General features: G+C 48.2%; 24 protein-coding genes. 23 read left to right on the forward strand and 1 reads right to left on the reverse strand.

All coding sequences use genetic code 11. The features are described 5' to 3' along the window. Positions 1 to 168 precede the first annotated feature (168 nt). From EBO34_RS17870 to EBO34_RS17985, 23 genes are all read left to right on the forward strand, one after another. Complete coding sequence (locus EBO34_RS17870; RefSeq protein WP_122901120.1) at positions 169 to 627, forward strand: ferritin-like domain-containing protein; 459 nt, start codon at positions 169 to 171, stop codon at positions 625 to 627. Positions 628 to 915: 288 nt separating this feature from the next. Then, positions 916 to 1,887 (forward strand): MBL fold metallo-hydrolase, encoded by a 972-nt coding sequence (locus EBO34_RS17875; protein ID WP_122901122.1) that lies wholly within the window; start codon positions 916 to 918, stop codon positions 1,885 to 1,887. A 170-nt stretch (positions 1,888 to 2,057) separates the two neighbouring features. Further along, positions 2,058 to 2,519, forward strand: coding sequence for a hypothetical protein (locus EBO34_RS17880; RefSeq protein ID WP_122901124.1), 462 nt, complete (start codon positions 2,058 to 2,060; stop codon positions 2,517 to 2,519). Positions 2,520 to 3,441: 922 nt separating this feature from the next. Beyond that, the gene (locus tag EBO34_RS17890) at positions 3,442 to 5,094 is read left to right on the forward strand and encodes an ATP-binding protein (protein WP_122901128.1); all 1,653 of its coding nucleotides are present in this window, start codon (positions 3,442 to 3,444) and stop codon (positions 5,092 to 5,094) included. A gap of 2 nt (positions 5,095 to 5,096) precedes the next feature. Continuing rightward, the gene (locus EBO34_RS17895; protein ID WP_122901131.1) at positions 5,097 to 5,789 is read left to right on the forward strand and encodes a response regulator; all 693 of its coding nucleotides are present in this window, start codon (positions 5,097 to 5,099) and stop codon (positions 5,787 to 5,789) included. Positions 5,790 to 5,931: 142 nt separating this feature from the next. Continuing rightward, positions 5,932 to 7,263 (forward strand): CitMHS family transporter, encoded by a 1,332-nt coding sequence (locus EBO34_RS17900; protein WP_122901133.1) that lies wholly within the window; start codon positions 5,932 to 5,934, stop codon positions 7,261 to 7,263. A 639-nt stretch (positions 7,264 to 7,902) separates the two neighbouring features. Further along, complete coding sequence (locus EBO34_RS17905; protein ID WP_122901135.1) at positions 7,903 to 8,697, forward strand: VLRF1 family aeRF1-type release factor; 795 nt, start codon at positions 7,903 to 7,905, stop codon at positions 8,695 to 8,697. Between the two features lie 371 nt (positions 8,698 to 9,068). After that, a complete protein-coding gene (locus EBO34_RS17910) occupies positions 9,069 to 9,548 on the forward strand; it encodes a flavin reductase family protein (RefSeq protein WP_122901137.1) in 480 nt (159 codons plus the stop codon). A gap of 14 nt (positions 9,549 to 9,562) precedes the next feature. Next, the gene (locus EBO34_RS17915; protein WP_122901139.1) at positions 9,563 to 11,047 is read left to right on the forward strand and encodes a 4-hydroxyphenylacetate 3-hydroxylase family protein; all 1,485 of its coding nucleotides are present in this window, start codon (positions 9,563 to 9,565) and stop codon (positions 11,045 to 11,047) included. 22 nt (positions 11,048 to 11,069) lie between these two features. Next, a complete protein-coding gene (locus EBO34_RS17920) occupies positions 11,070 to 11,819 on the forward strand; it encodes an IclR family transcriptional regulator (protein ID WP_122901141.1) in 750 nt (249 codons plus the stop codon). A 73-nt stretch (positions 11,820 to 11,892) separates the two neighbouring features. After that, positions 11,893 to 12,432, forward strand: a complete 540-nt coding sequence (locus EBO34_RS17925) for a 3-hydroxyanthranilate 3,4-dioxygenase (RefSeq protein ID WP_122901143.1) — start codon at positions 11,893 to 11,895, stop codon at positions 12,430 to 12,432. After that, positions 12,417 to 13,433 (forward strand): amidohydrolase family protein, encoded by a 1,017-nt coding sequence (locus EBO34_RS17930; RefSeq protein WP_122901145.1) that lies wholly within the window; start codon positions 12,417 to 12,419, stop codon positions 13,431 to 13,433. The genes EBO34_RS17925 and EBO34_RS17930 overlap by 16 nt, the downstream gene beginning before the upstream one ends. Beyond that, on the forward strand, positions 13,426 to 13,887 hold the full coding sequence (locus tag EBO34_RS17935) for a RidA family protein (protein ID WP_122901147.1): 462 nt from the start codon (positions 13,426 to 13,428) through the stop codon (positions 13,885 to 13,887). Before EBO34_RS17930 ends, EBO34_RS17935 begins: the two co-directional genes overlap by 8 nt. 74 nt (positions 13,888 to 13,961) lie before the next feature. Then, positions 13,962 to 15,443 (forward strand): aldehyde dehydrogenase, encoded by a 1,482-nt coding sequence (locus tag EBO34_RS17940; RefSeq protein ID WP_122901149.1) that lies wholly within the window; start codon positions 13,962 to 13,964, stop codon positions 15,441 to 15,443. A 20-nt stretch (positions 15,444 to 15,463) separates the two neighbouring features. Then, positions 15,464 to 16,246 (forward strand): 2-keto-4-pentenoate hydratase, encoded by a 783-nt coding sequence (locus EBO34_RS17945; protein WP_122901151.1) that lies wholly within the window; start codon positions 15,464 to 15,466, stop codon positions 16,244 to 16,246. Positions 16,247 to 16,285: 39 nt separating this feature from the next. Continuing rightward, positions 16,286 to 17,197: an acetaldehyde dehydrogenase (acetylating) gene (locus EBO34_RS17950; protein ID WP_183163947.1), complete on the forward strand. Its 912-nt coding sequence runs from the start codon at positions 16,286 to 16,288 to the stop codon at positions 17,195 to 17,197. 2 nt (positions 17,198 to 17,199) lie between these two features. Next, positions 17,200 to 18,219: a 4-hydroxy-2-oxovalerate aldolase gene (dmpG, locus tag EBO34_RS17955; protein ID WP_122901155.1), complete on the forward strand. Its 1,020-nt coding sequence runs from the start codon at positions 17,200 to 17,202 to the stop codon at positions 18,217 to 18,219. Between the two features lie 9 nt (positions 18,220 to 18,228). Then, a complete protein-coding gene (locus EBO34_RS17960; protein ID WP_122901157.1) occupies positions 18,229 to 19,008 on the forward strand; it encodes a 2-keto-4-pentenoate hydratase in 780 nt (259 codons plus the stop codon). A gap of 12 nt (positions 19,009 to 19,020) precedes the next feature. Beyond that, a complete protein-coding gene (gene thmT / locus EBO34_RS17965; RefSeq protein WP_122901159.1) occupies positions 19,021 to 19,221 on the forward strand; it encodes a 2-hydroxymuconate tautomerase in 201 nt (66 codons plus the stop codon). Positions 19,222 to 19,236: 15 nt separating this feature from the next. Next, positions 19,237 to 19,767: an FAD synthetase family protein gene (locus tag EBO34_RS17970; protein ID WP_122901161.1), complete on the forward strand. Its 531-nt coding sequence runs from the start codon at positions 19,237 to 19,239 to the stop codon at positions 19,765 to 19,767. Between the two features lie 38 nt (positions 19,768 to 19,805). Beyond that, positions 19,806 to 20,846, forward strand: a complete 1,041-nt coding sequence (locus EBO34_RS17975; protein WP_249414145.1) for a TRAP transporter substrate-binding protein — start codon at positions 19,806 to 19,808, stop codon at positions 20,844 to 20,846. Between the two features lie 25 nt (positions 20,847 to 20,871). Further along, entirely contained in the window at positions 20,872 to 21,351 is a 480-nt protein-coding gene (locus EBO34_RS17980) for a TRAP transporter small permease (protein WP_122901163.1), read from the forward strand. After that, complete coding sequence (locus EBO34_RS17985) at positions 21,348 to 22,628, forward strand: TRAP transporter large permease (RefSeq protein WP_122901165.1); 1,281 nt, start codon at positions 21,348 to 21,350, stop codon at positions 22,626 to 22,628. The genes EBO34_RS17980 and EBO34_RS17985 overlap by 4 nt, the downstream gene beginning before the upstream one ends. A 501-nt stretch (positions 22,629 to 23,129) precedes the next feature. Here the strand turns inward: EBO34_RS17985 and EBO34_RS17990 are convergent. Beyond that, positions 23,130 to 24,332, reverse strand: coding sequence for an MFS transporter (locus EBO34_RS17990; RefSeq protein WP_122901167.1), 1,203 nt, complete (start codon positions 24,330 to 24,332; stop codon positions 23,130 to 23,132). Between the last annotated feature and the right edge of the window lie 109 nt (positions 24,333 to 24,441).

Here is a 24,441-nt window from a genome sequence, read left to right on the forward strand (position 1 = left end):
CATCCTTTTAATTATTTGTTCTAAACTTTCTGATAAATTAAGTTTACTAGGTTAAAGGGGAAAAGTACATGAAAAAGATGTTACAATTTTGCGAACATTGTTGAAAAATATTCCTCCGGCTGTCCTCATATACATAGAGAAGACTCTGTTTTATGTGGAGGTTTTAGGATGTATGACAGCGGATACCCGCCTCAGTCTGAGGCTTTCGGACAACATTATAACAATCAGATGGTTCTTCGGCTCATCCGGCAGATCATGGGGTGGGAGAGTTTTGATGAGCTGATGATTGACTACCTCATCGGGCAGACAAAGGATCCCGGAGCGGAGCAGATTCTCTATGACATGCGTCAGGATGAACGAAACCATTACGATACCCTCGCAAAAATCTATACAGACATAAGCGGGCAGCGTTCCAACGTTCAGACCCCGTCAGGAAGCATTCCCGAAAGCTACGAGGCCGGTCTCGGTGAAGTTCTGCAGCGAAAAGGAAAGATGATGAAACTGTATGTTCATTTGTACATCCACAGTCCTCTTCAATACCAGAGTATCCTCTATCCTTTTCTGTCCGAAGAGCAGACGCACATGCAAATGATTAATTATTTACTTATCAGGAAATGTTGCTTATAATAACGTTTCGCGCTTTTTTCGGTGATCCACAATGTTATACACATTTCCATAGCTGATATTTCATGACGGAAAAGAGTTATCAACAAAATCCACAAGGAGATCCCTTGTTATCCACAGAATCTATCCACATGTTCACACCTTGGTATAAAAGAACATACGAAAAATTATTCACATCTGTGGATAAATCCTGATGATAAAAAAATAAAGCCGGTTTAGCTGACAAATGGCTTAAGATTGGATAAAATAAAGAAAATAAAACTGAATGGTCATTCATTTTAAGGAGGCGCCATGTTGGTAAAAACGAAAGAAGTTGCCCCCTCTGTTTATGGCATTACCATCCCTACTCCTTTTCTGGTAGGGCCGGTAAACGTCTATATTATTGAGGGAGAAAGATTGACACTAGTCGACACAGGAGTGAAAACAGAAGAAGCGAAGCGGGTACTCGAGGCAGAGCTCCTGGAGCTTGATTATCGATTTTCAGACATTGAGCTCGTTATTTTAACCCACCACCATCCCGACCATATTGGTCTTGTAGAAGAGTTTGACCACGCCACGATTGCGTCTCATGAAAAAACAAAGCCGTGGCTTGAAGGAGATCAGCGTTTTTTTGAGCAGAAGAATGACTTCTTCCGGGAGTTATACACAGCCCATGGTGTAGACGAAAACATTGTCGCTCTTATAGAAAAATCAAACGCCTATTATTTAAAGTACACAAGCAGAATAGGCATAGATGTAACATTGTCTGAAGGCGACCGGATTGAAGGTCTTCCTGGATGGTCCGTAATTGAGACACCGGGGCATGCACAGTCGCAGATCTCTCTTTACCGTGAGCGTGACGGTGTTCTCATTTCCGGAGATCATTTAATTGCCCACATCTCGTCCAATGCCATCATTGAGGCTCCTTACAAAGGGGAGACTGAGCGGCCGAAGACGCTGCTTCAATACCGTGATTCCCTGAAAAAATGTCTTCATGTTAAGCGTGCGTTCTCAGGTCACGGTAAGCCGGTGGAAGATCCGAAAGCTCTGATCGAAGAACGCCTTCAAAAGCAAATCGAGAAAGCGAAAGCGATTAAAAATCTTCTTGGTGAAGAGACACTCACGTCCTTTGAGCTTTGCAAACGGCTTTATCCACAGATGTATACAAAGCAGCCGGGTCTGACGTTATCAGAGACCCTTGGTCATCTTGATCTTCTCGAGGAAATGAACGAAGTGAAGGCGGTAAATGAAAACAGTGTTTACCGGTATTGCAAAGTCGACTGAATGTTCACTCAAAATTCAACGTAAAAAAATTGCGTAAAAATAGCGAAAATTTGTTTGCGACCTCGTTTTCTTGTTAAAATGTATAGAAGGAACAGTGTAGAATAGGCCGCTGGAAAAAGTAAAAGACCGAACTTTTTCAGTGCCTTTATAGAGACGAGGAGGCTTAAACCATGGAACAGAAAAAAACGAACAAAAGCTGGCTTTATGGCGGAGTTGCAACGGGTTTGGCAGCAGGACTCATCTTTTTTGCCACGAATAGAAAGGCACGGACAAAAGTGACAACAACGTTTGAGACCATTTCGCGGACGACAGGCGAGTGGGTGGAATTTATTAAAGAAAACCGGGAGTCGTTTGTGGAGCACATCAGAGTGTCTGCGGACCGTGTGGCAAGCATCGTAGAGGAAGCGTCCGACGACATTCAGACGATTGTGGAAACGTCCCAGCAGCTAAAGGAACATACCTTTGACATTTTGGGTACGATCCAGGAAGCGAAAGAAGAATTTGAAGAGCTTTCCTCCAGACTCCGGGGAAGCGAAGGACCCGAAGAGATGATCCAGCTTGAGGAGGCAGCTGAAGGTGAACGGAAACAATTACCTCCTTCTGATGTGGATACGGACGAGCTCAAAAGCTAAAGATATAAGTACGGAAGGGGAACTCAGCGGTTCTCATTCCGGCCCTGTTTTCTGAAGATGAAGCTTCTTTAGATCATTCGTATCTCTTTTGCGGCTGCAAATGAAAAGCGTTGGTTGTTGACGGGAAGTGGATAGAATGCAGGAAAAGAAGGGGAATCGCACTCTCACGATGTGATTCCCTTTTTTTGTTACCGCTTGGATTATGATTATGGGAGGCGTTACGAGTGAGTAAAAACAAACAGAATCATAATGTGAAGAACAACAACAAGCACCGTCCGCACGGAAACAACAAGACAAGCAGCAGTGCCAACGGACGAAACAACTATCACGCACCAGAGCGGTAACAGACAGAGCTCCCTTTTTAGGGGGCTTTTTTTCTTATATAGGATAGGAGGCTGTGTGGATGTCTCTGAAGAGTCAATCACAGAAATTAACTTCTATTGTCACAAAAAAACCGTCACAATTAATAACCGTTAATTTCAATATTTTTTATAAGAGAGTAGTGATTGTAGCGAATGTGCGACACTCCTGCGGGAGCAGCGAGCAGTTACACCACAAATATGCTGCGAGTTGCTTCGACGCACATATTTGCGTAGCGTTACTGGCAGAGGAAGAAGCAGGTATAAAAATTCCAGGGGGCTCACCGGCGCCCCCGTGAAAAGTGCAATGAGCGCAAATGAGTATCTGCTCTCGTTTTGCACGAGAAATCTCCTGTTTACCATTAATATGGGAACAGATGCTTAACTCTTAACTTTCGCGGCTGAATGCTTAATAAAGATCGGTCAATTATTAACAATAACACCCCAATTCTTAACACAAACCCCAATAACAGCCTGCCACACTACCCTCAGACTTCCCGCTCTATTTCGAATTTACTGACTATAGTATAATGACGAAAGATGAACGGAGAAGGAGAATCAACATGGCGGAATTTGATCGGACCCAGATGAAAAAATACATAAGCCGGTCTCCGGCAAAAATCAGCCTGAAGCTTAGGATGACGCTTCTGATCGGGCTCCTTACAGTGGGGATGCTGGCCATTATCGGTGTGTTCTTTTACTTTCTTTTGTCGGATTCCCTTGAGCAGGAGATGGGGGAGAGGGCACTCGGGGTATCAAAAAGTGTGGCTGAGATTGCTAAAGTAAGAGATGCCGTTGCCGAGGGCGATCCCGGTGACAGGACCGTCCAAAACCTCGTGGAACCGATCCGGCAGTCAACGGGGGCTGAATTTATCGTGGTGGGAGATATCAATGAGATCCGCTACTCTCACCCCAACCCCGGTCAGATTGGAGAACGGATGGTAGGAGAGGACAGTGACGGGGCATTAATTGAAGGATTGTCGTACATCTCCCAGGCAGAAGGGTCCCTCGGGCCGTCGATTCGGGGGAAGACGCCGCTCTTCAGCGAAAGCGGCGAGATTATCGGTGTGGTGTCGGTCGGCTTCCTTGTAGAAGATGTCCGGGGAGTGGTGGACAATTACAGGGACGAGCTGGTCTCAGCCCTTGCCCTTATTATGGCATTGGGGCTTGGGGGAGCGATCCTTATCTCTATTTACATTAAGAAGGTGTTGTTCGGTCTTGAGCCTGAGGAAATCTCGTATCTTCTGCTTCAGAAGGAAACGATTCTTCAGTCGGCTCACGAAGGAATTATTGCGGTTAACAACAGTGGGGACATTACGCTTTTGAATAAAGCGGCGCAGCGTCTGCTGAATGTGGAAAATGAGCCTTTGGAGCGCTATATTGGTCAGCCTGTTCATGACCTCCTGCCGTACTCGAAGCTTCCTGAAGTGCTTCAGAGCGGGGAGAGCCAGTACGATGAGGAGATGGAGTTTGGTGAGCATATTGTTGTGGTGAACCGGGTTCCCCTCTATGATGACGGGCATCTGGCGGGGGCCGTTTCCACGTTCCGGAACAAAACGGAGATTGAGCGGCTCACCAAGGAGCTGACCAAAGTAAGAGAGTATGCGGAGGGGCTCCGGGCACAGACGCATGAGTTTTCAAATAAGCTGTATACGATTTCGGGACTTTTGCAGCTTAATCAGAAGCAGGAGGCCATTGATTTTATAAAAAAAGAGACGGTCAGCCAGCAGAAGTGGATTCATCAGCTTATTGACCAGGTGGCGGACCCTATGGTGAGTGCGATTCTTCTCGGAAAGCTCAACGAAGCTCATGAGAGAGGTGTCCGGCTGATCATCGATCCGGAGAGTACGCTCTCGTCGGTGCTGCCTAAGGGAGAGCGGCATGCCCTTGTTACAGCTCTTGGAAATGTGGTCGATAACGCCATTGATGCGGTGAAGCATCTGCCGAAAGACGAGCGGACGGTATCGGTTTTCTTTACGGATCTCGGGGATGAGGTGCTGTTTGAGATCGAAGACAAGGGCGGTGGCATTCCGGAGGAGCTCGTGGAGCGGATTTATGAGCAGGGATTTACAACAAAGGACGGGGAGCACAGAGGGTTCGGCCTTGCTTTATCCAAACGGGTTCTTGAAAATGTCGGCGGCACAATGAGTACGGAAGCGGCCGGGGAAGAGGGCACGTGCTTTGTGATTACGATTCCAAACAAAGGGGAGGGATGATGATGACACAATCTGTTGCTGTTTTAATAGTAGAAGATGATTTTCGTGTGGCTGACATTACAAAGCGGTTTGTAAATAAAGTGGACGGTTTTACTGTTGCGGGGGCGGCTAAGACGGCAAAGGAGACTCGTGATTTTTTGGAAAAGGGTCCGGCGCCGGATCTTATTCTGCTTGATGTGTACATTCCGGATGTGGACGGTCTGAGTCTGTTTTGGGAAATAAGAAGGGAGTATCCGGCCGTTGATTTGGTCATGGTTACGGCTGCAAAGGAAGTGGTTACTTTTGAAGAAGCGCTTAAGGGCGGGATCTTTGATTACATTGTGAAGCCGGTGGACCTGGAGCGGCTGGCCCAGACCCTGGAGCGGTATAAAGCGCAGCGGCAGACGCTTGTGATGAAACAGGAGCTTGATCAAGGGGAAATTGACGATCTTTTGCAGGTGGGCAGGAAAGGGAGTCTGTCTGATGAAACAGATCTGCCGAAAGGGATTGACGCGATTACACTCGAGCAGGTTAAAAAGCTTCTGATGAAAGAAAAAGACGGGATTACTGCTGTGAATGTTGGAAAACAAATCGGGGCGAGCCGTTCAACAGCAAGGAGGTATCTTGAATACCTGGTTTCAGTAAATGAAGTGGAAGCGAGGCTCAAGTACGGCGATGTGGGACGGCCGGAACGGCGTTATGTGACAACCCGGTGAACAAAATGAACAAAATAGAACTTATGTGAGTAATCTTCACTCCTTTTTTCTTTCGTAGTACTCTTAGCCTTAACAAACAAAGGAAGAGCCGTGGTTTTGAAAGCGCTTCCTGATCAAGACTCTATGAAAAGAGGGATGAAGAATGCTCAGTATTATCGGTTTTTTAACCATTCTCACCATTGTTGTGCTGCTGATAGGCGGGAGAATTACCCCGATTATGGGACTTGTCCTTGTTCCTGTGGGCGGGGCCTTGCTTGCGGGCTTTAACATCGTAGACATTGGCGGTTTCTTTAACGAAGGTATCGATTCGGTTATCAGTGTTGTGATCATGTTTATTTTTGCGATTTTATTCTTCGGCATTATGCAGGACACGGGGCTGTTTGACCCGTTAATCAACAAAATGATTGCCCTTACAAAGGGAAGTGTCGTTGCCGTTGCTGTGGGGACTGTCATTGTCGGTGCCGTTGCCCACCTGGACGGGTCGGGAGCGTCAACCTTCCTCATTACCATTCCGGCACTGCTGCCGCTTTATTTGAAATTACGGATGAGCCCTTATTTACTTTTACTATTGGTCGGTTTGAGTGCCAGTATTATGAACCTTGTTCCCTGGGCGGGGCCGATCGGCAGAGCCGGTGCCGTTCTCGGTGTGGATCCGTCTGCGCTTTGGCGTCCGCTGATTCCGGTGCAGATTTCGGCTATGCTGCTGCTGATTGTTTTAGCCGCATTCCTGGGGATTCGGGAAAAGCGTCGGATTTCCAGGATGTCAGATGATGAAGTGGCCAAGGCTGATGCTGAGGCAGAGGTTGCTGCCACCAGCGAAACTGCAGAGCCTGCCGTGGTGGAAAGGGATCCGGCCCTTGCCCGGCCGAAACTGCTGTGGCTGAATTTACTCATTTCTTTAGCAGTAATCACTGTCCTTGTTTGGGACATCCTTCCATCAGGACTGGTATTCATGCTCGGGCTGAGTATTGCCCTTCCGATCAATTACCCGAAAGTGAATGACCAGATGGAACGGATCAAAACTCACGCACCGAATGCGTTAATGATGGCGGCGATCATTCTTGCTGCCGGTTCGTTCCTCGGAATCATGAATGGAACAGGGATGCTTGATTCATTGGCGACAGATCTAGTTATGATTTTACCGGCGTTTGTCGTGCCTTATCTGCACGTGATCATGGGTGTGTTCGGCGTACCGTTTGATCTCGTGCTCAGTACGGATGCCTATTACTTTGCCTTGCTGCCGGTGGTCGAGCAGATTGTGACTTCACATGGTGTTGATTCTATAACGGCGGCGTACACGATGATTATCGGAAACATCATCGGTACGTTCGTCAGTCCTTTCTCTCCGGCGTTGTGGCTTGCCCTCGGTCTTGCGGGACTGGAGATGGGCAAACATATCCGCTACTCCTTTTTCTGGGTATGGGGTTTCAGCATTGTTCTTCTCATTGTGGCGTTTTTAATCGGGGTTATTTAAATTGCAGGAGAGCTCTCTTCCTATTGGAAGGGGGTTTTTCTTTTGGGGGCAATTGGTGATTTACGCTCATTTCACTTTCCGCGAGGGGCGCCGGTGAGCCTCCTGGAATTTTTATACCTGCTTCTTTCTCTGCCAGTAACGCTACGCAGATATATGCGTCGAAGAACTCGCAGTATATTCTTGGTGTAACTGCTCGTTGCTCCCGCAGGAGTGTCGCGCATTCGCTGCAATCAACGACTTTTAAAACAACAATAATCTTTAATGAATTATCTTTTATTTACCATATTACTTTGTGAATGAAGGTTGATGCAGCTACGGGGAAAGTAAGGACATTCCGGCTGCATCCTGCGTCTTAAGATATATTGATGTAATTGCTTAAATTGTCGGCTAAGGGGGCTAAACCGTTAATCGGACTTACCAAACCGTTAATCAGAGGCATAAAGTCGTTAATCCCGCCTCTAAAGCCGTTAATCCAATGAACCGGCAATTCCCCCAATTTCCAAATCTACACCATCATCAGGAAAACAACTATCATATCCCTATGTGAACGGGCGTACATATAGGGAGACGAAAAGGAAGTTTGAGCGGAGCTTGTAACGGAAACAGACCTACTACAAGCTTTAATAAGGAGGTTCATTTATGGCATTGTCAAAAGAACTTGAGTCACTGAAAGAATTTCACTGTCCTGAGGGGAAATGTGTCCTGAGCGTTTATCTAAACACAGACCGAGCGAATCAGGATCAGCAAAAAGGCGAGTGGAAGATCCGCCTGAAAAACGGTCTGAAGAAGCTCGATGAATACTTAGATTCAAGCGGTAACGAGAAGCAGCTGAAAAATTACCGCAAAATTAAAACGAAAGTGGAAAAAGAAATTACAGGAAACCAGACTAACCTGCAGAAAAGTGTCGTGATTTTCGGCTCGGAAGAAGGAGATCTCTGGTCGGTTCATTACCTGCAGCTGCCCGTAGAAACAAGCTTTCACTGGGAAAACCAGCCGGTTGTGGACCAGCTCGAAGCGTTGGCGAAACAATATCCTAAGAGCGGAATTGTTCTAACGAATATGGACGAAGTTACCATCCTCGATACTGCACTCGGGGAAGTGACCGACACAAGAACGTACACATTTGATCCGGAAACGGAAAACTGGTCATTTAAAGACGGAATGGGTGCAACGAACGCAATTCAGTCCGGAGCGAGCCACGTGGATAAATTTCAGCAGAGATTCGAAGAAAACCTGAACCGCTTCTATAAAGATATGGCGACCAACATTGAGCAGATGAACCGGGACCGTAAGTGGAATTCCGTCTACCTTGTGGGTGAAACCGAAATGACAAGAACGATGGAGTCCCAGCTCCGCGTGAAAGTCGGCAAGTCTGTAAACAAAAACTTAAGCAACGCCCGCCCGTCCCAGGTGCTGGCACAGGTGTTTAAATAACCCCGGCCAAAACGGATTGCGGCCCAAATAAAAGACTTCTGCAGAAGAACACTCTTCTGCGGAAGTCTATTTTTATTGAGTGAAAAAAGTCACTTCATTCTATAGGTCTATTGCCCATTTCATACACGGACTGTAAAATGTAATATGATTCCGAAAATTACAAAAAAGAACAGAAGAATACATAAAACCCTTAAATAAATAAAAAACCTGAAATTTTTTCTTGGATTTCAGAATGTGAAATAGTTTAACTTTTTAGAATATTAAATTATCTATACTATGGTTAAATCGCTGGTTGCTGATGATACATAGGACCTCAGCCAGGTCAAAAGTCACTGCAGGACCAGCAAACCATTTTATGGAGGTGTGTGCAGTTGGATGTTCGTGAATTAAGAAACTGCTTCGGCCATTTTGCCACGGGTGTAACCGTCGTAACCTGGAAAAAAGAAGACCAGTTTCACGGAATTACGGTGAATTCATTTACCTCTGTCTCACTCGATCCGCCTTTGCTCCTTGTTTCAATCGACAAAAGAGCAAAAGCGTGCAGCATGCTGGAGGATCATCCTTTTACCGTCAACATTTTAGCAGGGGATCAGGAAAGTATAGCATGGCAGTTTGCCGGCCGTCCTCAGGAAGGCCTGACGATTGACTGGGAAGAAACAGACCACGGCCCGAAAATTAAAGGAGCGCTTGCTACATTTGAATGCCGTCCATGGCAGGGGTATGAAGGCGGAGATCACATTCTCTACATCGGAGAAGTAACGGACTATACCTACGATGAAGGAACGCCGCTGATGTTTTATAAAGGGCAGTTCCTGAAAGATAAAAGTGAAGAAAAGAAAATAACCAAATAAACGGAGGTAAGGCAATGGGAATCAGAACGGGGAACGAGTATATCAATGCCTTAAAATCCCGGCAGCCGGAGATCTGGCTCGGGGGAGAGAAAGTCACGGATGTGGTGAATCACGATGTGTTCAGACAGCCGGTCAAGGAGATTGCAAAGCTATATGATCTCCAGCACGATCCGGAGTATCAGGACCGAATTACCCACATCTGCAGCGAAACCGGAGAGCGGGCGAATAACTCTTTTTTACTGCCGAGAACAGCAGAAGACATTAAAGCCCGGAGTGAAGCCTTTGAGGTTCATGCGAGAGCCACGTTTGGTCTTATGGGGAGAACACCGGACTTTTTAAATACGGTTGTCACCAACATGGCGGGAAATCCATGGTTTCTGGACAAGTATAATCCTGACTGGTCCAAAAACCTGATCGAGTATTACAACTACATCAAAAAGAACGATTTATTTTTAACCCATGCGATTATCAATCCGCAAAACGACCGGAGCAAAGCATCCTATGAACAGGAAGATTTGTTTACCCACCTCGGGGTGGTGGAGGAGAAGCCTGACGGGCTCATCGTCCGGGGGGCAAAAATGCTTGCTACTCTTGCACCGATCACAGATGAAGTGATCATCTATTCTTTCCCTGGATTCCAGCCTGGTGATGAGCGTTATGCCCTTGCGTTTGCTGTGCCGGTTGACACACCGGGGCTGAAGCTTCTCTGCAGGGAGCAGATGCAGGACGGGACACGATCGGTGTTTGACCATCCCCTTGCCTCACGTTTTGAAGAAATGGATGCGGTGCTTGCGTTTGAAGATGTTCTGGTGCCTTGGAACCGGGTGTTTATGTATAACAATGTAGAAGCGGCGAACCTCCTTTACTCGAAAACAGGAATCAATCAGCAACCAGCCCATCAGTCCGGTGTACGGGGCTATGTAAAGCTCGAGTTTGCTACCGAGGTTGCCTGCAAGCTGGCTGATTCCATCGGGGTCGATCAATACTTAAACGTTCAGACCGACCTTGGGGAACTCGTTCAAAACGTGGAGACGATCCGTGCCCTCTTGCGTGTTGCCGAGCAGGAATACGAGACGATGCCGACAGGGGAAGTAAGACCGGCGGCCGCACCTCTTGAAACGATCCGGGGGATGCTTCCGAAAATGTATCCGAGAGCGATCGAAGTCATGCAGATTATTGGTGCGGGGGGCCTTCTCATGTCGCCGACTGCGGCCGATTTTGAAAATCAGGAGCTGAGAAGCCACCTGGATAAATACTACGCCGGACGAGAAGGAGTATCGGCAGAAGAAAGAGTTCATCTATTTAAGCTGGCATGGGATTTATGCGGTGAAGCGTTCGGACAGCGTCTTCTTCAATATGAGCGTTACTACACAGGAGACCCGATCCGTAAGCGGGCGATCTTCTATAACCAGTACAAGAGAAACAAGCAGTTTACGTCAGTGGAGCAGGCATTAGCCGCCTCACCGCCGTTAAAAAAACAGGTGACCAAAGCAAAATAAGGGGCTTTAAGGGGTGGAGTGCATGATATCGTCGGTACAGAAGATTACGAGGATCCTGGATTGTTTCACCAATGAAAAACCTGTACTTGGTAATCAGGAAATTGCAGAAATGCTCGAAATGAATGTGAGTACGGTGCATCACCTGGTGAAAACCCTTTGTGCAGAAGGACTGCTCATCCAGGACAACAAAAAGAAATACCGCCTTGGATGGAAGCTCCTTGAATGGAGTAATCATGTGATGTATCAGCAGGACATATACAACGAGGCGATTCCTCTTGTGGAAGGACTGATAAACAAGTATAACGGGACTGTTCACATCGGCATGTTTGATGCGGGGGAAGTCCGGTTTGTCCTGAAAGTAGCGGCCAAGGGATCTGTAGCGGTACCTACATATGTAGGGGCAAAAAAACCGGCGTACTGTACGAGTACCGGAAAAATACTGTTATCCTTCAATCCTTCGTACATCCAGCCAACGATATCAAAGGGACTGACCCAGAGAGCTGCCAATACGATTACGTGTGTGAAAAAGTTCAGACAGGAATTAAAAGAAATCCGAAAGCAGGGCTATTCAATCAGCAATAACGAAAACGAGCTCGGCCTGTACGGCATTGCAGCCCCGATCCAGTCCTACACGGGACAGACGGTCGCAGCGCTGAACATGGTCGGTCCGGTCAGCTATATGGAAGGACGCCACAGAAACGAGATTATTCAAAGCGTGAAGGGAACAGCACAGTCCATTTCAAAAGAGCTAGGTTACATTAATTCGATTTGAAAGCGTTTACAAATTTTAAAAATGCGGAGGAGGCCCTTTATCCTCGCCGCCAAAATACCAGGAGGAATGAAAAATGGATTTAAAATCGAGAGCGTTTAATTTAATGCAGATGGTCGAGGAAAACAAGCATTTACTCAAGCCGCCGGTGAACAACAAAGTTCTCTGGGAAGACTCTGAATTCATTGCCATGCTTCTTGGCGGTCCGAACCGCCGCCGGGATTTCCATGTGGACCCGTCTGATGAATTTTTCTATCAGATGAAAGGAGACTGCTACGTGGAGTGCATCAATGACAAAGGGGAGCGTGAAGTGATTACGGTAAAAGAAGGGGAAGTCTTTATGCTGCCGGCAAACGTCCCTCACTCTCCGCACCGTGTGGCTGATACGTACGGTATCGTCCTTGAAAGAAAGCGGGGCGAAGGTGAATTGGAGGACTTCGTATGGTTTTGCGATAACTGTGATCACCTTATGCATAAAGCGACCGTTCAGCTCACCAACATTGAAACCCAGGTAAAAGGGGCAATCGAAGAATTTAACGGAAGCAAGGAGCTTCGTACGTGTGATAACTGCGGACATGTAATGCCGGAAGAAGTGGAAGTGTGGAAATGCGAATAGATGCCCATACCCACGTCATGCCTCCTGACATGCCGGACTTTCAGGCTAAATACGGACAGGAGCGCTGGCCGGTGGTCGTTAAAACGAGTGAAACGGAAGCAGACATTATGGTGGCGGGAAAGCTGTTCAGAAAAGTAACAGAACAGGTCTGGTCACCAGGAAAAATCGTAGAAGACATGGACCAAGAAGGGATCGACATGCAGGTCGTGTCACCGATTCCTGTGACCTTTTCATACTGGGCGCCTCTTGAACAGGCCCTTGAAATGATTCAGCTTCAAAATGACTTTATTGCGGGGATGGTAAAGGAACGTCCGGACCGGTTTATCGGACTTGGCACTGTTCCAATGCAGGATGTGGAGGCAGCGATTAAAGAGATGGACCGCTGTGTTCATGAGCTGGGCCTTTCCGGCATCGAAATCGGAACCAATGTGAACGGTGAGAACCTCGATTCTCCTGAACTGCTGCCCTTTTTCCAAAAAGCTGAGGAATGGGACGTTCTGGTGTTTATCCACCCGTGGGAAACGCTGGCCAAAGACCGTACTCCGCGCCATAATTTTATGTACACCGTCGGAATGCCGAGTGAGACTGCCCTTGCTGCTGCCAGCCTTATCTGGGGCGGTGTGATTGAGAAATGCCCCGATCTGAAAGTGTGGTTTGCCCACGGAGCAGGATCTTTTCCATACATCCTGCCGCGGCTCGATCAGGGGTGGAATGTCTGGCCGGATCTGAGAGTAACCGAGCATCCGCCGAGTCATTACATGAAGAACTTTTATTTTGATGCCCTAACGTACGATGAGCAGAACACGGAATACCTGATTGAAAAGTTCGGCGTAGACAAGCTTGTTATGGGATCTGACTATCCGTTCCTGTTAAAAGAATCACCGCCGGGTAAAACGATCAGCCAGATGAAGAGCCTGTCTCATGAAGACCGGGCGAAACTTATGGGAGAAACAGCGGCAAGTCTCCTTAAAGTGAAAGAGAGGCAGACCGAAAATGGTTAATCAGACCCTCACACCGGAAGAGAAAATTGAAAATCTCGGACTGAAGCTAAAGCCTGTGCGGAAACCTGCCGGTAACTATGTTGGCTATGTGAGAACAGGAAACCTGATATATACATCAGGACAGGGAGTCGATGAATACCACGGAAAACTCGGCCGTGACCTGGATGTGGAAGAAGGATACCTTGCTTCAAGACAGTCCATGCTTAACCTCCTCAGTGTGATCAAACACGAGGTGGGCGAACTGAGTAAGGTGAAGCGGATCGTTAAACTCCTTGGTTTTGTAAACAGCACGGAGATGTTTACGGATCAGCCCAAAGTCATGAACGGAGCGTCTGACTTACTCGTTGAGGTTTTCGGAGAAAAAGGAAAACATGCAAGATCAGCCGTGGGCATGGCCCAGCTCCCGAACAACACCGCAATTGAAATTGAGCTCGTTGTTGAAGTTGAGGAGTAGAGTCCTGTTGTGCCGGTCTTCACAGACCGGCACAAATCGGGCTGCATCAAACCAGATTGAAAGGACGAACCGGTATGCAATCAAAAGTGATGGAGCACGAAGCGTTAAAAAAATATAAGCCTGTCGATTGCCGGCATTTTATCGATGGCGCTTTCATCGATTCAGAAAAAAAGGTCAATAACATCAATCCTGCCACTGAAGATGTGATCGGGACCATTGCCATTGGCGGGGAACAGGAAGTAGACAGAGCTGTTCAGGCAGCCAAACGGGCCTTAACAGGTCCATGGAAGTCCCTGTCCTCCTTTGAGCGTTCCTCCATTCTCAGAAGAATCGGAGACGAGATTTTAAAACGAAAAGAAGAACTGGCCTTCCTGGAAGCCACGGATACAGGAAAGCCCTATGCTCTTGCTCTCGAGATGGATATTACAAGGGCAGCACATAACTTTTACTTTTTCGCAGACTACCTCACTTCCATGGGGACTGAAGCCTACCAGCAGGATGAAAAAGCGCTTCACTACGCGATCAGGCGTCCTGTCGGTGTTGTAGGAATGATCAATCCGTGGAATCTGCCTCTGCTCCTTCTCACTTGGAAACTGGCTCCTTGCCTTGCTGCCGGGAGTACAGCAGTGATGAAGCCGTCGGAGTGGACACCGATGACAGCAACGGTACTTGCTGAAATCTGCAAAGATGCAGGGGTTCCGGACGGTGTTGTAAACCTTGTCCACGGATTCGGTGCCGATTCAGCGGGAGAGGCCATTACAAAGCATCCGGAAGTGGATGCCGTTACCTTTACAGGAGATACAAAAACAGGAACGGCGATTATGCAGTCGGCAGCGCCGTCATTAAAAAAGGTCTCCTTTGAGCTTGGGGGAAAAAATCCAAACATCATCTTCGCAGACTCTGATCTGGATGAAGTGATCGAGACTACGCTTAAATCAAGCTTTCTCAATCAGGGGCAGGTATGCCTCGCGGGGTCACGGATCTATGTAGAAAGCACCGTCTATGACGAATTCATGGAAAAGTTTACGGCACGGACTAAGGAGCTGAAAGTCGGTGATCCGTTTGATGAAAAAGTGAATGTGGGGTCCCTTGTGAGCCGGGAGCATTACGAACACGTTCTTCGTTACATCGATCTGGCGAAAGAAGAAGGGGGTATGGTCGTAACCGGTGGAACAAACCGTCCCGATTCTTTGGACAAAGGCTGTTTTGTCCGACCAACAATTATTACCGGTCTCGGCCAGTCGGCCCGTTGTGTACAGGAAGAGATTTTTGGTCCGGTTGTGACAGTCATGCCTTTTGACACAGAAGAAGCAGTGATCGGTTACGCCAATGACACGAAGTACGGCCTTGGTACTTCCATCTGGACCAATGATCTCAGACGTGCCCACCGTGTGGCACACCGGATTGAAGCAGGGATCATCTGGGTGAACACGTGGTACCTGCGGGATCTCCGTACGCCGTTTGGAGGTATGAAAGAGAGCGGTGTAGGTCGCGAGGGCGGTGCTCACAGCTTTGATTTTTACAGTGAACTGTCCAATGTCACGATTAAGTTATAAAGAGATGAGGTGACTCACCTATGAGTCTGAAAGTAAAGGAATACGCCGACTGCCTGCTGGAAGCGGAAAAAAAGAGAAACGGCATCCAGCCGCTCACGGAAATTCATCCTGAACTCAGTATTGAAGAAGCATACGGGGTACAGATGGAAACGATCAAACGAAAAGTGGCATCTGGAAACCGGGTCGTAGGGAGAAAAATCGGCCTCACGTCGGCAGCGATGCAGAAGCTTCTCGGTGTGGACGAGCCTGATTACGGCCATCTTTTGGATACGATGAAAATTGAAAACGAAGGCGTGGTCTCCTTTAAACATGTGATGCAGCCAAAGGCCGAGGCTGAAGTTGCGTTTGTCCTTAAAGAGGACCTTGCAAAGAAAGTGATCACCGTTGACGATGTTCTCAAAGCGACCGCATATGTGGTACCGGCCATCGAAATCGTTGACAGCCGGATTGCCGACTGGAAAATCAAGCTCCCCGATACCATCGCAGACAATGCCTCGTCAGGCCTTTTCGTTCTCGGGAATACGCCGTTTAACACAGACGACGTGAATCTTGAGGAACTTACGATGAGGGCTTATAAAAACGGAGAATTTGTAAATGAAGGATCCGGAAAAGACGTTCTCGGACACCCGGCTGCCTGTGTAGCATGGCTTGGAGAGAAGTTGCATGAACTGGGGTCTTCCTTAAAAGCCGGGGACATTATTTTATCCGGAGCCCTGTCTGCGGCAGTGGATATGGAGCCGGGAGACACCTTCCATGCTGAGTTTGATCAGCTGGGGACGGTAAAGGTTACATTCGGACCGTAAATGAGAGATAGAAAACATAACAGATTGGAGTGTACCTGTTTGGAAAAAATGAAGGTCGGCATCATAGGATCAGGAAATATCGGAACAGACCTCCTTATGAAACTGATGCGTTCAAAAATACTGGAAGTCACGACCATGATCGGCATCGACCGTCATTCGGACGGGCTGAAGCGTGCTAAGGCAAACGGACTGAAAGTAATCGTAAACGGCATTGACGGATTTCTCGAAAGGCCGGAACTTGCAGACATTCTGTTTGATGCTACTTCTGCAAAAGCCCATGTGAAACACGTGGAAGCGTTAAAGGGGTCCGGTAAACAGCTGATTGATTTAACCCCGGCTGCCGTAGGGCCGTCGGTGGTACCGCCGGTGAATATGGATGACTTCAGTGACGAGGCAGTTGTAAATATGATCACGTGCGGAGGCCAGGCGACAATTCCGGTCGTTCATGCCGTAAACCGGGTTGCACCTGTAGATTACGCGGAAATTGTAGCGACGATCGCAAGTAAAAGTGCGGGACCCGGTACCCGGGCAAATATTGATGAGTTTACGATCACCACGAGAAAAGGGATTGAAACGATCGGCGGAGCCAGAAAAGGCAAAGCCATCATTATTTTAAATCCTGCAGAGCCTCCGATCATCATGAGGGACACGGTTTACTGTGAAGTGAGTGAAGGAGCCATGGATAAAGAGGCAGTAACAGAGTCAGTTGCGGCCATGGTTCAGGAAGTACAGCGCTACGTGCCGGGCTACAGGCTCCGGTCAGAACCTGTGTTTGATGAAAACAGAGTGACCGTCTTTATTGAAGTGGAGGGGGCTGGAGACTATCTGGAAAGCTACTCTGGAAACCTCGATATCATGACAGCGGCTGCCGTAAAAGTAGCTGAAGAAATTGCCTTATCCAAGCTGGGTCAGACATCCACTGGTAAAGCAAAAGCAGCGGGGAGGCAGTAAGTATGAATAAACGGGATGTGTATATAACAGAAGTGGCGCTTCGGGACGGCAGTCATGCCATGGCCCATCAGTACACGGTCGATCAGGTAACGCGCATCGCCCGGGGACTTGATGAAGCAAATGTTCCTTATATCGAAGTCGCTCACGGGGACGGACTCGGGGGCTCATCGTTACAGTACGGCCGTTCGGCAACAGATGAGCTGGAGCTGATCCGTGCAGCTGCTTCTGTGTGCAGCAGATCAAAAATTGCCGTCCTTCTTCTTCCGGGAATCGGGACCGTTCATGAACTGAAAGCGGCAGAAGAGGCAGGGGCGAAAATGGCGCGGATAGCCACCCACGTCACCGAAGCAGACGTATCAAAGCAGCACGTTCATATGGCCAGGGATCTCGGTATGGAAACAGTCGGTTTTCTCATGATGGCTCATATGGCACCGGTCGAAGAGCTTGTCACACAGGCCAGACTGATGGAAAGCTACGGAGCTGATACGGTCTATGTTGTCGATTCAGCCGGGACACTGCTTCCCCATCAAGTGACTGAACGAATCAAGGCTCTCCGTCAGTCCCTTAGAATTAATATCGGTTTTCACGGCCACAACAACCTGTCTCTTGCCATGGCCAACTCATTAGCAGCCATGGAAGCAGGTGCCACCTATCTCGACGGAAGCATCCGATCGTTAGGTGCCGGCGCCGGGAACACACAGACGGAAGTCATGGTGGCCGTTCTGGATAAGATGGACATTAACACAGGAGTAGATCTCTCCACCATGATGGATCTGGCACAGGACATTGTCGCTCCAATTCTCCCCAAGCCGCAGGAAATTGAAAAAGGAAGTCTTATCCTCGGCTATGCGGGTGTGTATTCAAGCTTTTTGCTTCATTCTGAAAGAGCGGCGCAAAAATACAACCTGGATATCCGGGACATTTTAGTCGAACTGGGCAGGCAGAAAGTGGTCGGGGGACAAGAAGACATGATTGTGGATGTGGCTCAGAATCTGGCAAAGAAGAAAGAGGCATTGATTTAGGAAAGGGGCATGGCAATGGATCTTCAGGAGATTGCAAGACATATTGATGAACACCAGCAGCAAGGCAGGGAGATGGACAAGGTAACCCTCTCCTACCCTTCATTAAAAGTGGAAGACGCCTACAAGATTCAGAGAATCTGTATGGAAGAGGCGGCCAGCCGCGGCGACAGTCTGATTGGCTGGAAAATGGGGCTCACCAGCGCAGCCAAACAAAAGATGGTGGGTGTTGAGGAGCCGATTTACGGACGACTCACGTCTTCGATGGAAATGAACAGCTCTGTTCTTTCAATGGAAGGGCTGATTCATCCGAAAGTGGAGCCGGAACTGGCGTTTATTTTAAAGAAGGACCTGAAAGGGGAAAACATCAGGCCACGGGACGTATGGATGGCTACGGATTGCGTACTGCCGGCAATTGAAGTGATCGACAGCCGCTACCGCAACTTCAGCTTTACGCTTGAGGATGTAGTGGCGGACAACGCATCGTCAACCAAATTCCTCCTCGGTGATCAGGCTTTTTCACCGTATGAGAAGGCGTGGGATAAGATGGGCGTTTCAATCCTGAAGAACGGCGAAGTACAGCACGAAGGTGTCGGATCTGACGTTCTCGGTCATCCAGTAAGGTCCGTAGCTGAACTTGTGAACATGTTGCATAAAGAAGACCTTGGCCTTAAAGCCGGGATGGTTGTTCTTACAGGCGGATTTACAGAAGCTGTGAATGTGGAAGAAGGGGATGAGATTCTTGTAGATTACGAGGGGCTCGGAACTCTTTCCATGAGCCTGAGCAAGTAGGAGGCGAAAACGGTGCCCATTGCACACATTCATATTCTTGAAGGAAGAAGCCGGGAACAGAAACAGCATCTGATTCAGGATATTACAACTGCAATCAGCGAAAACCTTGATGTTCCCGGAGAAAGAGTGAAGGTGCTGCTTCATGAAATGCCGCACGAAAACTGGGGTTCGAACGGGATATCAAAAGCAGCAGAGATGAAAGAATCAACGTAAGCGGGGGTCTGCATCATGAACGTATATGGAAACGCCTGCACGAAAGAGGCCGGCTGTGTCATGGCGATAGGGGCTTTTGACGGCGTTCACCGGGGGCATCAGGAAATCATCCGGAAGATGATCAGAAAAAGTGAGCTGCTCGGGATCCCGAGTGCCGTATTCACGTTTGATCCTCCTCCAAAGGCGTTTTTCAGAGCAGCGGATGTACTCACGCCTGTCGGTGAAAAGGTGAGAAGAATAAAGAAGCTGGGCGTTGATACAGTGATCGTGGCCAGCTTTGACCGGGCGTATACAGAGAGAACAGCATCACAATTTATTCTGGACCTGTCTGCTTTTTCCCCGCGTGAAATTTACGTGGGAGGAGACTTTCGCTTCGGAAAAAACAGAGCAGGCGATGTGGGTTTGTTAAGCACACATTACATTGTCAATAAAGCAGAGACCATCTGCTGTGACAAGGGGGCGGTCATTTCATCCACAAGAATCAGAGGGCTGATGAAGACCGGAAAAAGAAAAGAGGCGGTAACCCTTCTGGGCTGGCCTGTATAGGATTGACCGTCTGACTAATTAAATTGGGGGGAAACAATGTGAAACATGTTAAGCATTTACTTACGTTAATGTTGATGGCCGTTTTGGTAATGGTACTGGCAGCCTGTGGAGATGACGGAGATGAAGATGCGACAGCCGATGCAAGTAACGGAAACGATAATGGCGGAGGCTCTGAAGAAACGTATTCGTTTAAGCTGGCTCACATTACACCTACATCCCATATGTGGCATGAGGCTGCTGAAAAATTCGGGGAAGAGCTCGATGAACGCTCTGACGGCCGGATGTCACTTGAAATTTACCCTGCAAGTCAGTTAGGAACAGAGGCTGACATGGTACAGCAGATTGAATCCGGTTCTGTAGACTTTGGTTTCATCACGGCAGCATACATGAGCTCCAGATCAAACCCGTTTGCGGCCTGGTTTACCCCTTATGCCTTTGATTCACTGGAAGAAGCCCACGAAGCACGAAAATCCGATGTAGCAAGGAAGATTCTCGATACGCTGGACGAGCAGGGGCTTACGGGCCTTGATTACCTGTTTGCCGGCCAGCGGGTCATGCTGTTTAAAGATAAAGAAGTACGTACTCCTGAAGATATGCAGGGGATGACGCTTCGAGTGACACCAAGTCCGCCGATGCAGGATTTCTACCGATTCACGGGAGCTGCTTCAGAAGGACTGCCGTTGCCTGAAGTTTATGCAGCCGTTCAAACAGGCGTGATCGATGGTATGGATATGGACCTTGATGCCACAATCACAAACAACTATTTTGAAGTCGTTGATTACGGGGCGGTAACGAACCACATGGTCTGGCCGGCGGTCGCCATTGCCAACCAGGACTTATTTGAAGGCATGCCTGAAGAAGATCAGCAGATCGTCCAAGACGCTCTTGAAGCGGCTGCCGATCACGCTGTAACAAAACGGGCAAGTCAGGAAGAAGAGTTCAAGCAGCAGCTGATGGATGAAGGTATGACCATCTACGAGCTTGATCAGGACGTTTTTGCAGAACAGATTGAGCAGTTCGATGAGACGTACGGACCAAGTGACGAACTGATTCAGGAATTCATCGACACATTCAGATAACAGAGAGAGAAAGGGGAGCTTTTCCTTGAATACACTCAGTGCTGGCATTGCAAAATTCGAAAAAGGTCTCGCTATTGTTCTCATCTTCTTCATGGCAGTTTTCATGACAACATCGGTGCTGTTCAGGTATTTCTTAAATGCTCCCTTGTCATGGGTGGGGGAAATCTCCATCTTCCTGTTAATCTGGATTACCTTTATCGGCGGAAGCCTGGGGCTTAAATACAAGTCCCAGGCCTCTGTGACGATACTTTTGGACAATGTGCCGTTTTTGGTGAGAAAAGTGCTGCACATCATCGGGCACCTGATCATGATTTCGTTTCTTCTTTTGATGCTTTATTACAGCATGAAGTGGATTACATCATCAGGGGTCAGCTATCAGCGGGCAAATTCGGTTAATATCCCCATGTGGATCCCTTATACCGTGGTTCCTCTTGGCTTTGCCTGTGCTTTTGTACATATTACAGCGAACCTGACAACCATCGTAAAGGAGGGAGAAGCAAAATGACATTACTGCTTGTTATCCTTTTCTTTGCGTTTCTTCTGATCGGAATTCCAATCTCTCTCGTGTTGGGGATTACAACAGTCTTGTATTTTATCCTGGCTGGAAATCCCATGCTTCTTGAGTCCACACCGATGCGGCTGTTTTCTGGGCTGGAAAACTTCGGACTCCTGGCAATTCCTTTGTTTATGCTGGCAGGGGAGCTCATGAATGGCGGTGGAATCACCTCGCGCCTTGTAAAGTTTACACGTGTTATTATCGGCCACGTCCGAGGGGGACTGGCTTACGTAACGGTCATTTCCAACATGTTTCTTGCGTCTATTCTCGGTTCCGCCAATGCCCAGGCGGCGATGATGAGTAAAGTGATGGTCCCTCAGATGGAAAAGGAGGGGTACAGGAAAGATTTTTCCGCTGCCCTGACACTGTCTTCTTCCATCGTGGCACCTATCATTCCGCCGAGTATGATTTTTATCATCTACGGCACACTGTCGGGGACATCCATCGGCGGCTTGTTTATGGCTGGGATCATACCGGGTCTCATCTACGGAGCTGGGTTTATTACTGTTATTGCCCTGCTCGGTTACAAATACAGCTTCCCGAAAAGTGAACGGGCACCGGTCAGTGAGATGCTGAAAAGTGCAGTCAATGTACTCCCGGCCCTTCTTGTTCCGTTTGTGATCGTGTACGGAATTTTGAGCGGAGCGTTTACCGCCACAGAATCGGCTGCGATTGCGTGCTTTATTGCCTATCTGATCGGGACGTTCTGGTACAAAGAACTGAAGCTTCGAAAAGCACCGTCAATTTTATACAGCACGGTTGTCAGCACAGCGACAGTAACATTTTTGATCGCTATGGCCAATATTTTCGGATGGATGATTGCCTTTGAACAGATTCCGCAGATGATCGTAAATGGCATGCTGTCCCTTACGGATAATCCGATTGCGTTTTTGCTTCTCCTTAACCTGATGCTGCTGCTTTTAGGGGCAATACTGGATGGGATAGCAGCGCTCGTTATCCTGCTTCCGGTGCTGATGCCCCTTGTGATTGCGTTTGGGATCGATCCGATTCACTTCGGGGTGATTATCTGTATCAATTTGACTATCGGCCTTCTTACACCGCCGGTCGGAACAGGGCTGTTTATTGTATCCTCCATAGCAGAGGTCAGGTTCGAAAGCCTTGTTAAGTCGATTCTGCCTTTTCTGGGGATGGGGATTTTGATTTTGATCGTGATTACGTACTGGGAGGATGCGGTTTTATTTATCCCGCGTATGATGGGGCATTAGGAGAAGGTGGTTCTTAAGAGCTTTCTTGCGAGAAGTGTGCTGATGCAGCCGGATTGCTTGAGACTCCTGTGGGAGTGGACGCCAGGGTGAGTGCAATGCGGAAGAGGTCCACTGAAAAGGTCAAACGTTGAAATTAACGTCGCCACTTCAGGGCTTTTCCTATGATGGATTAAAGAGTCTTTTAACTTTATAAAATAGTTGATTGGAGCGAATGCGCGACACTTCTGCGGGAGTATCGAGTTCCGGGGAGACCCCGCGGACGCAAAGCGTCGAGGAGGCTCCCGAACCGCCCGCGGAAAGTGCAATGAGCGGAAATCAACATCTACCTGTAACAGAACCTGCTTTTAAGACAATAGACATTTTTAGTGACCTCACGGAGCTTGAGGAAGCTTACCGGCACCTCCACGGAAAGAGAAAGGCATGGAAGGTGGGCAACTTCAAATAAGTTTTGCTAAGTAAACAAACAGCCCCTCCTTTTGATGGAGGGGCTGTTTGTTTGTGTTAAGCCGCTTCGCTTTGTTCCTGATTTTTCCCCGTCGTCCGGTCGAAAATAAAGCCTGCAATCAGCATGAGAAGAAGCATGCCGCTGATGGAATAGTAGATCGCACCGTCCCCGATGAGTTCAATGAAAAAACCGCCGGCCAGAGGCCCTGTCATACTTCCAAGGGCAAACAAAACGGCCATCATCACGTTCCCCGTTGGTAAAAGAGAACTTGGGAGAAGGTCAGCCATGTAGGCAATCCCGAGGGAAAACAGAGAACCGAGAAGCATTCCGGCGATGATGAAGCAAGTGAGGAGAACCCACATGTTCTGTTCCGCCGTACTCATGGACAGAAACGCAATCAGACCGAAGAAGATAATCACCCTGAGCACCTTGCTCCGGCCGACCCGGTCACTGAGCATGCCAAGCGGGATCTGGGTAAACAGACTTCCGAACACAAAGCTTGAGAGAAGCACGGCCGCCCATTCAATATCAATCCCTGCCCGGAGTGCATATACAGGGTAGTTTCCGTGAAGGGATGCCTCAAGATAACCAAAGCAAAAGCTTGGCAGAAACGCAAACCATGCCAGTTTCACCACTTTTTTGTAGCGTCCCATCGTTCCCATTTTAGCTGCCGTTTCGATCTCGTTATCGGGCCATTCATTTCTTAAAAACAAAATGAAGATCCACGCAATGAAGCTTGTGGAAGACGCAATGATAAACGGCAGAAACTCGTTCACGCTTAAGAGACTCGTCATCAGCGGTCCGAGACCGAATCCCATACCAAAGGCCAGTCCGTAAATGGACAGCTGACGCCCCCGCTTTTCCTTTGAACTGGTTGTACTGATCCACACCTGCGTGGAAAAGTGAATCAGGTTGTCCCCTACGCCGACAATGATTCTCAGGATAAACCAGAACCAGAAAGCCTGCCAGAAAGGAAAAAGAATAAGTGAAACAGTGACTAACAAAAGGCCGGTAATAATAACCGGCTTATATCCAAACGTCCGGACGGGACGTTCAATAAACGGTGAAATCAGTAAAATACCAATATAAAGAGCGGCTGCGTTCAGACCGTTCGCAGACGATGCGATTCCGGCATTCTCAAGCATAACCGCAAGAACCGGCAGCAGCATTCCCTGTGAAAACCCGGCAATGAGAACCATCCCTACTAGTACCCAATACCTGAATACAGGGTTGTTAACCGGCTGTGCTGTTTGTTCCATTTTGCTGCCTCCCTTCAAACAATCCTTTTCCATTGTAGACGGTTTATTTCGGTTTGCAAATGATTTTTTATGGGAAATCAAAAAAGGCTTGGAGGGAGCGGAACGTCCG

The organism is Alteribacter keqinensis, assembly GCF_003710255.1.
In the GTDB taxonomy this organism is placed as follows: Bacteria; Bacillota; Bacilli; order Bacillales; family Salisediminibacteriaceae; genus Alteribacter; species Alteribacter keqinensis.

What these genes read in the sequence shown, in the direction of transcription:
- EBO34_RS17925 (WP_122901143.1), top strand. Translation starts at nt 11,893, where the DNA reads ATGGATTTAAAATCGAGAGCGTTTAATTTAATGCAGATGGTCGAGGAA.
- EBO34_RS17875 (WP_122901122.1), top strand. Translation starts at nt 916, where the DNA reads ATGTTGGTAAAAACGAAAGAAGTTGCCCCCTCTGTTTATGGCATTACC.
- EBO34_RS17940 (WP_122901149.1), top strand. Translation starts at nt 13,962, where the DNA reads ATGCAATCAAAAGTGATGGAGCACGAAGCGTTAAAAAAATATAAGCCT.
- EBO34_RS17880 (WP_122901124.1), top strand. Translation starts at nt 2,058, where the DNA reads ATGGAACAGAAAAAAACGAACAAAAGCTGGCTTTATGGCGGAGTTGCA.
- dmpG (WP_122901155.1), top strand. Translation starts at nt 17,200, where the DNA reads ATGAATAAACGGGATGTGTATATAACAGAAGTGGCGCTTCGGGACGGC.
- EBO34_RS17990 (WP_122901167.1), bottom strand. Translation starts at nt 24,332, where the DNA reads ATGGAACAAACAGCACAGCCGGTTAACAACCCTGTATTCAGGTATTGG.
- EBO34_RS17985 (WP_122901165.1), top strand. Translation starts at nt 21,348, where the DNA reads ATGACATTACTGCTTGTTATCCTTTTCTTTGCGTTTCTTCTGATCGGA.
- EBO34_RS17905 (WP_122901135.1), top strand. Translation starts at nt 7,903, where the DNA reads ATGGCATTGTCAAAAGAACTTGAGTCACTGAAAGAATTTCACTGTCCT.
- EBO34_RS17970 (WP_122901161.1), top strand. Translation starts at nt 19,237, where the DNA reads ATGAACGTATATGGAAACGCCTGCACGAAAGAGGCCGGCTGTGTCATG.
- EBO34_RS17960 (WP_122901157.1), top strand. Translation starts at nt 18,229, where the DNA reads ATGGCAATGGATCTTCAGGAGATTGCAAGACATATTGATGAACACCAG.
- EBO34_RS17935 (WP_122901147.1), top strand. Translation starts at nt 13,426, where the DNA reads ATGGTTAATCAGACCCTCACACCGGAAGAGAAAATTGAAAATCTCGGA.
- EBO34_RS17945 (WP_122901151.1), top strand. Translation starts at nt 15,464, where the DNA reads ATGAGTCTGAAAGTAAAGGAATACGCCGACTGCCTGCTGGAAGCGGAA.
- EBO34_RS17900 (WP_122901133.1), top strand. Translation starts at nt 5,932, where the DNA reads ATGCTCAGTATTATCGGTTTTTTAACCATTCTCACCATTGTTGTGCTG.
- EBO34_RS17895 (WP_122901131.1), top strand. Translation starts at nt 5,097, where the DNA reads ATGACACAATCTGTTGCTGTTTTAATAGTAGAAGATGATTTTCGTGTG.
- EBO34_RS17920 (WP_122901141.1), top strand. Translation starts at nt 11,070, where the DNA reads ATGATATCGTCGGTACAGAAGATTACGAGGATCCTGGATTGTTTCACC.
- EBO34_RS17915 (WP_122901139.1), top strand. Translation starts at nt 9,563, where the DNA reads ATGGGAATCAGAACGGGGAACGAGTATATCAATGCCTTAAAATCCCGG.
- EBO34_RS17870 (WP_122901120.1), top strand. Translation starts at nt 169, where the DNA reads ATGTATGACAGCGGATACCCGCCTCAGTCTGAGGCTTTCGGACAACAT.
- EBO34_RS17890 (WP_122901128.1), top strand. Translation starts at nt 3,442, where the DNA reads ATGGCGGAATTTGATCGGACCCAGATGAAAAAATACATAAGCCGGTCT.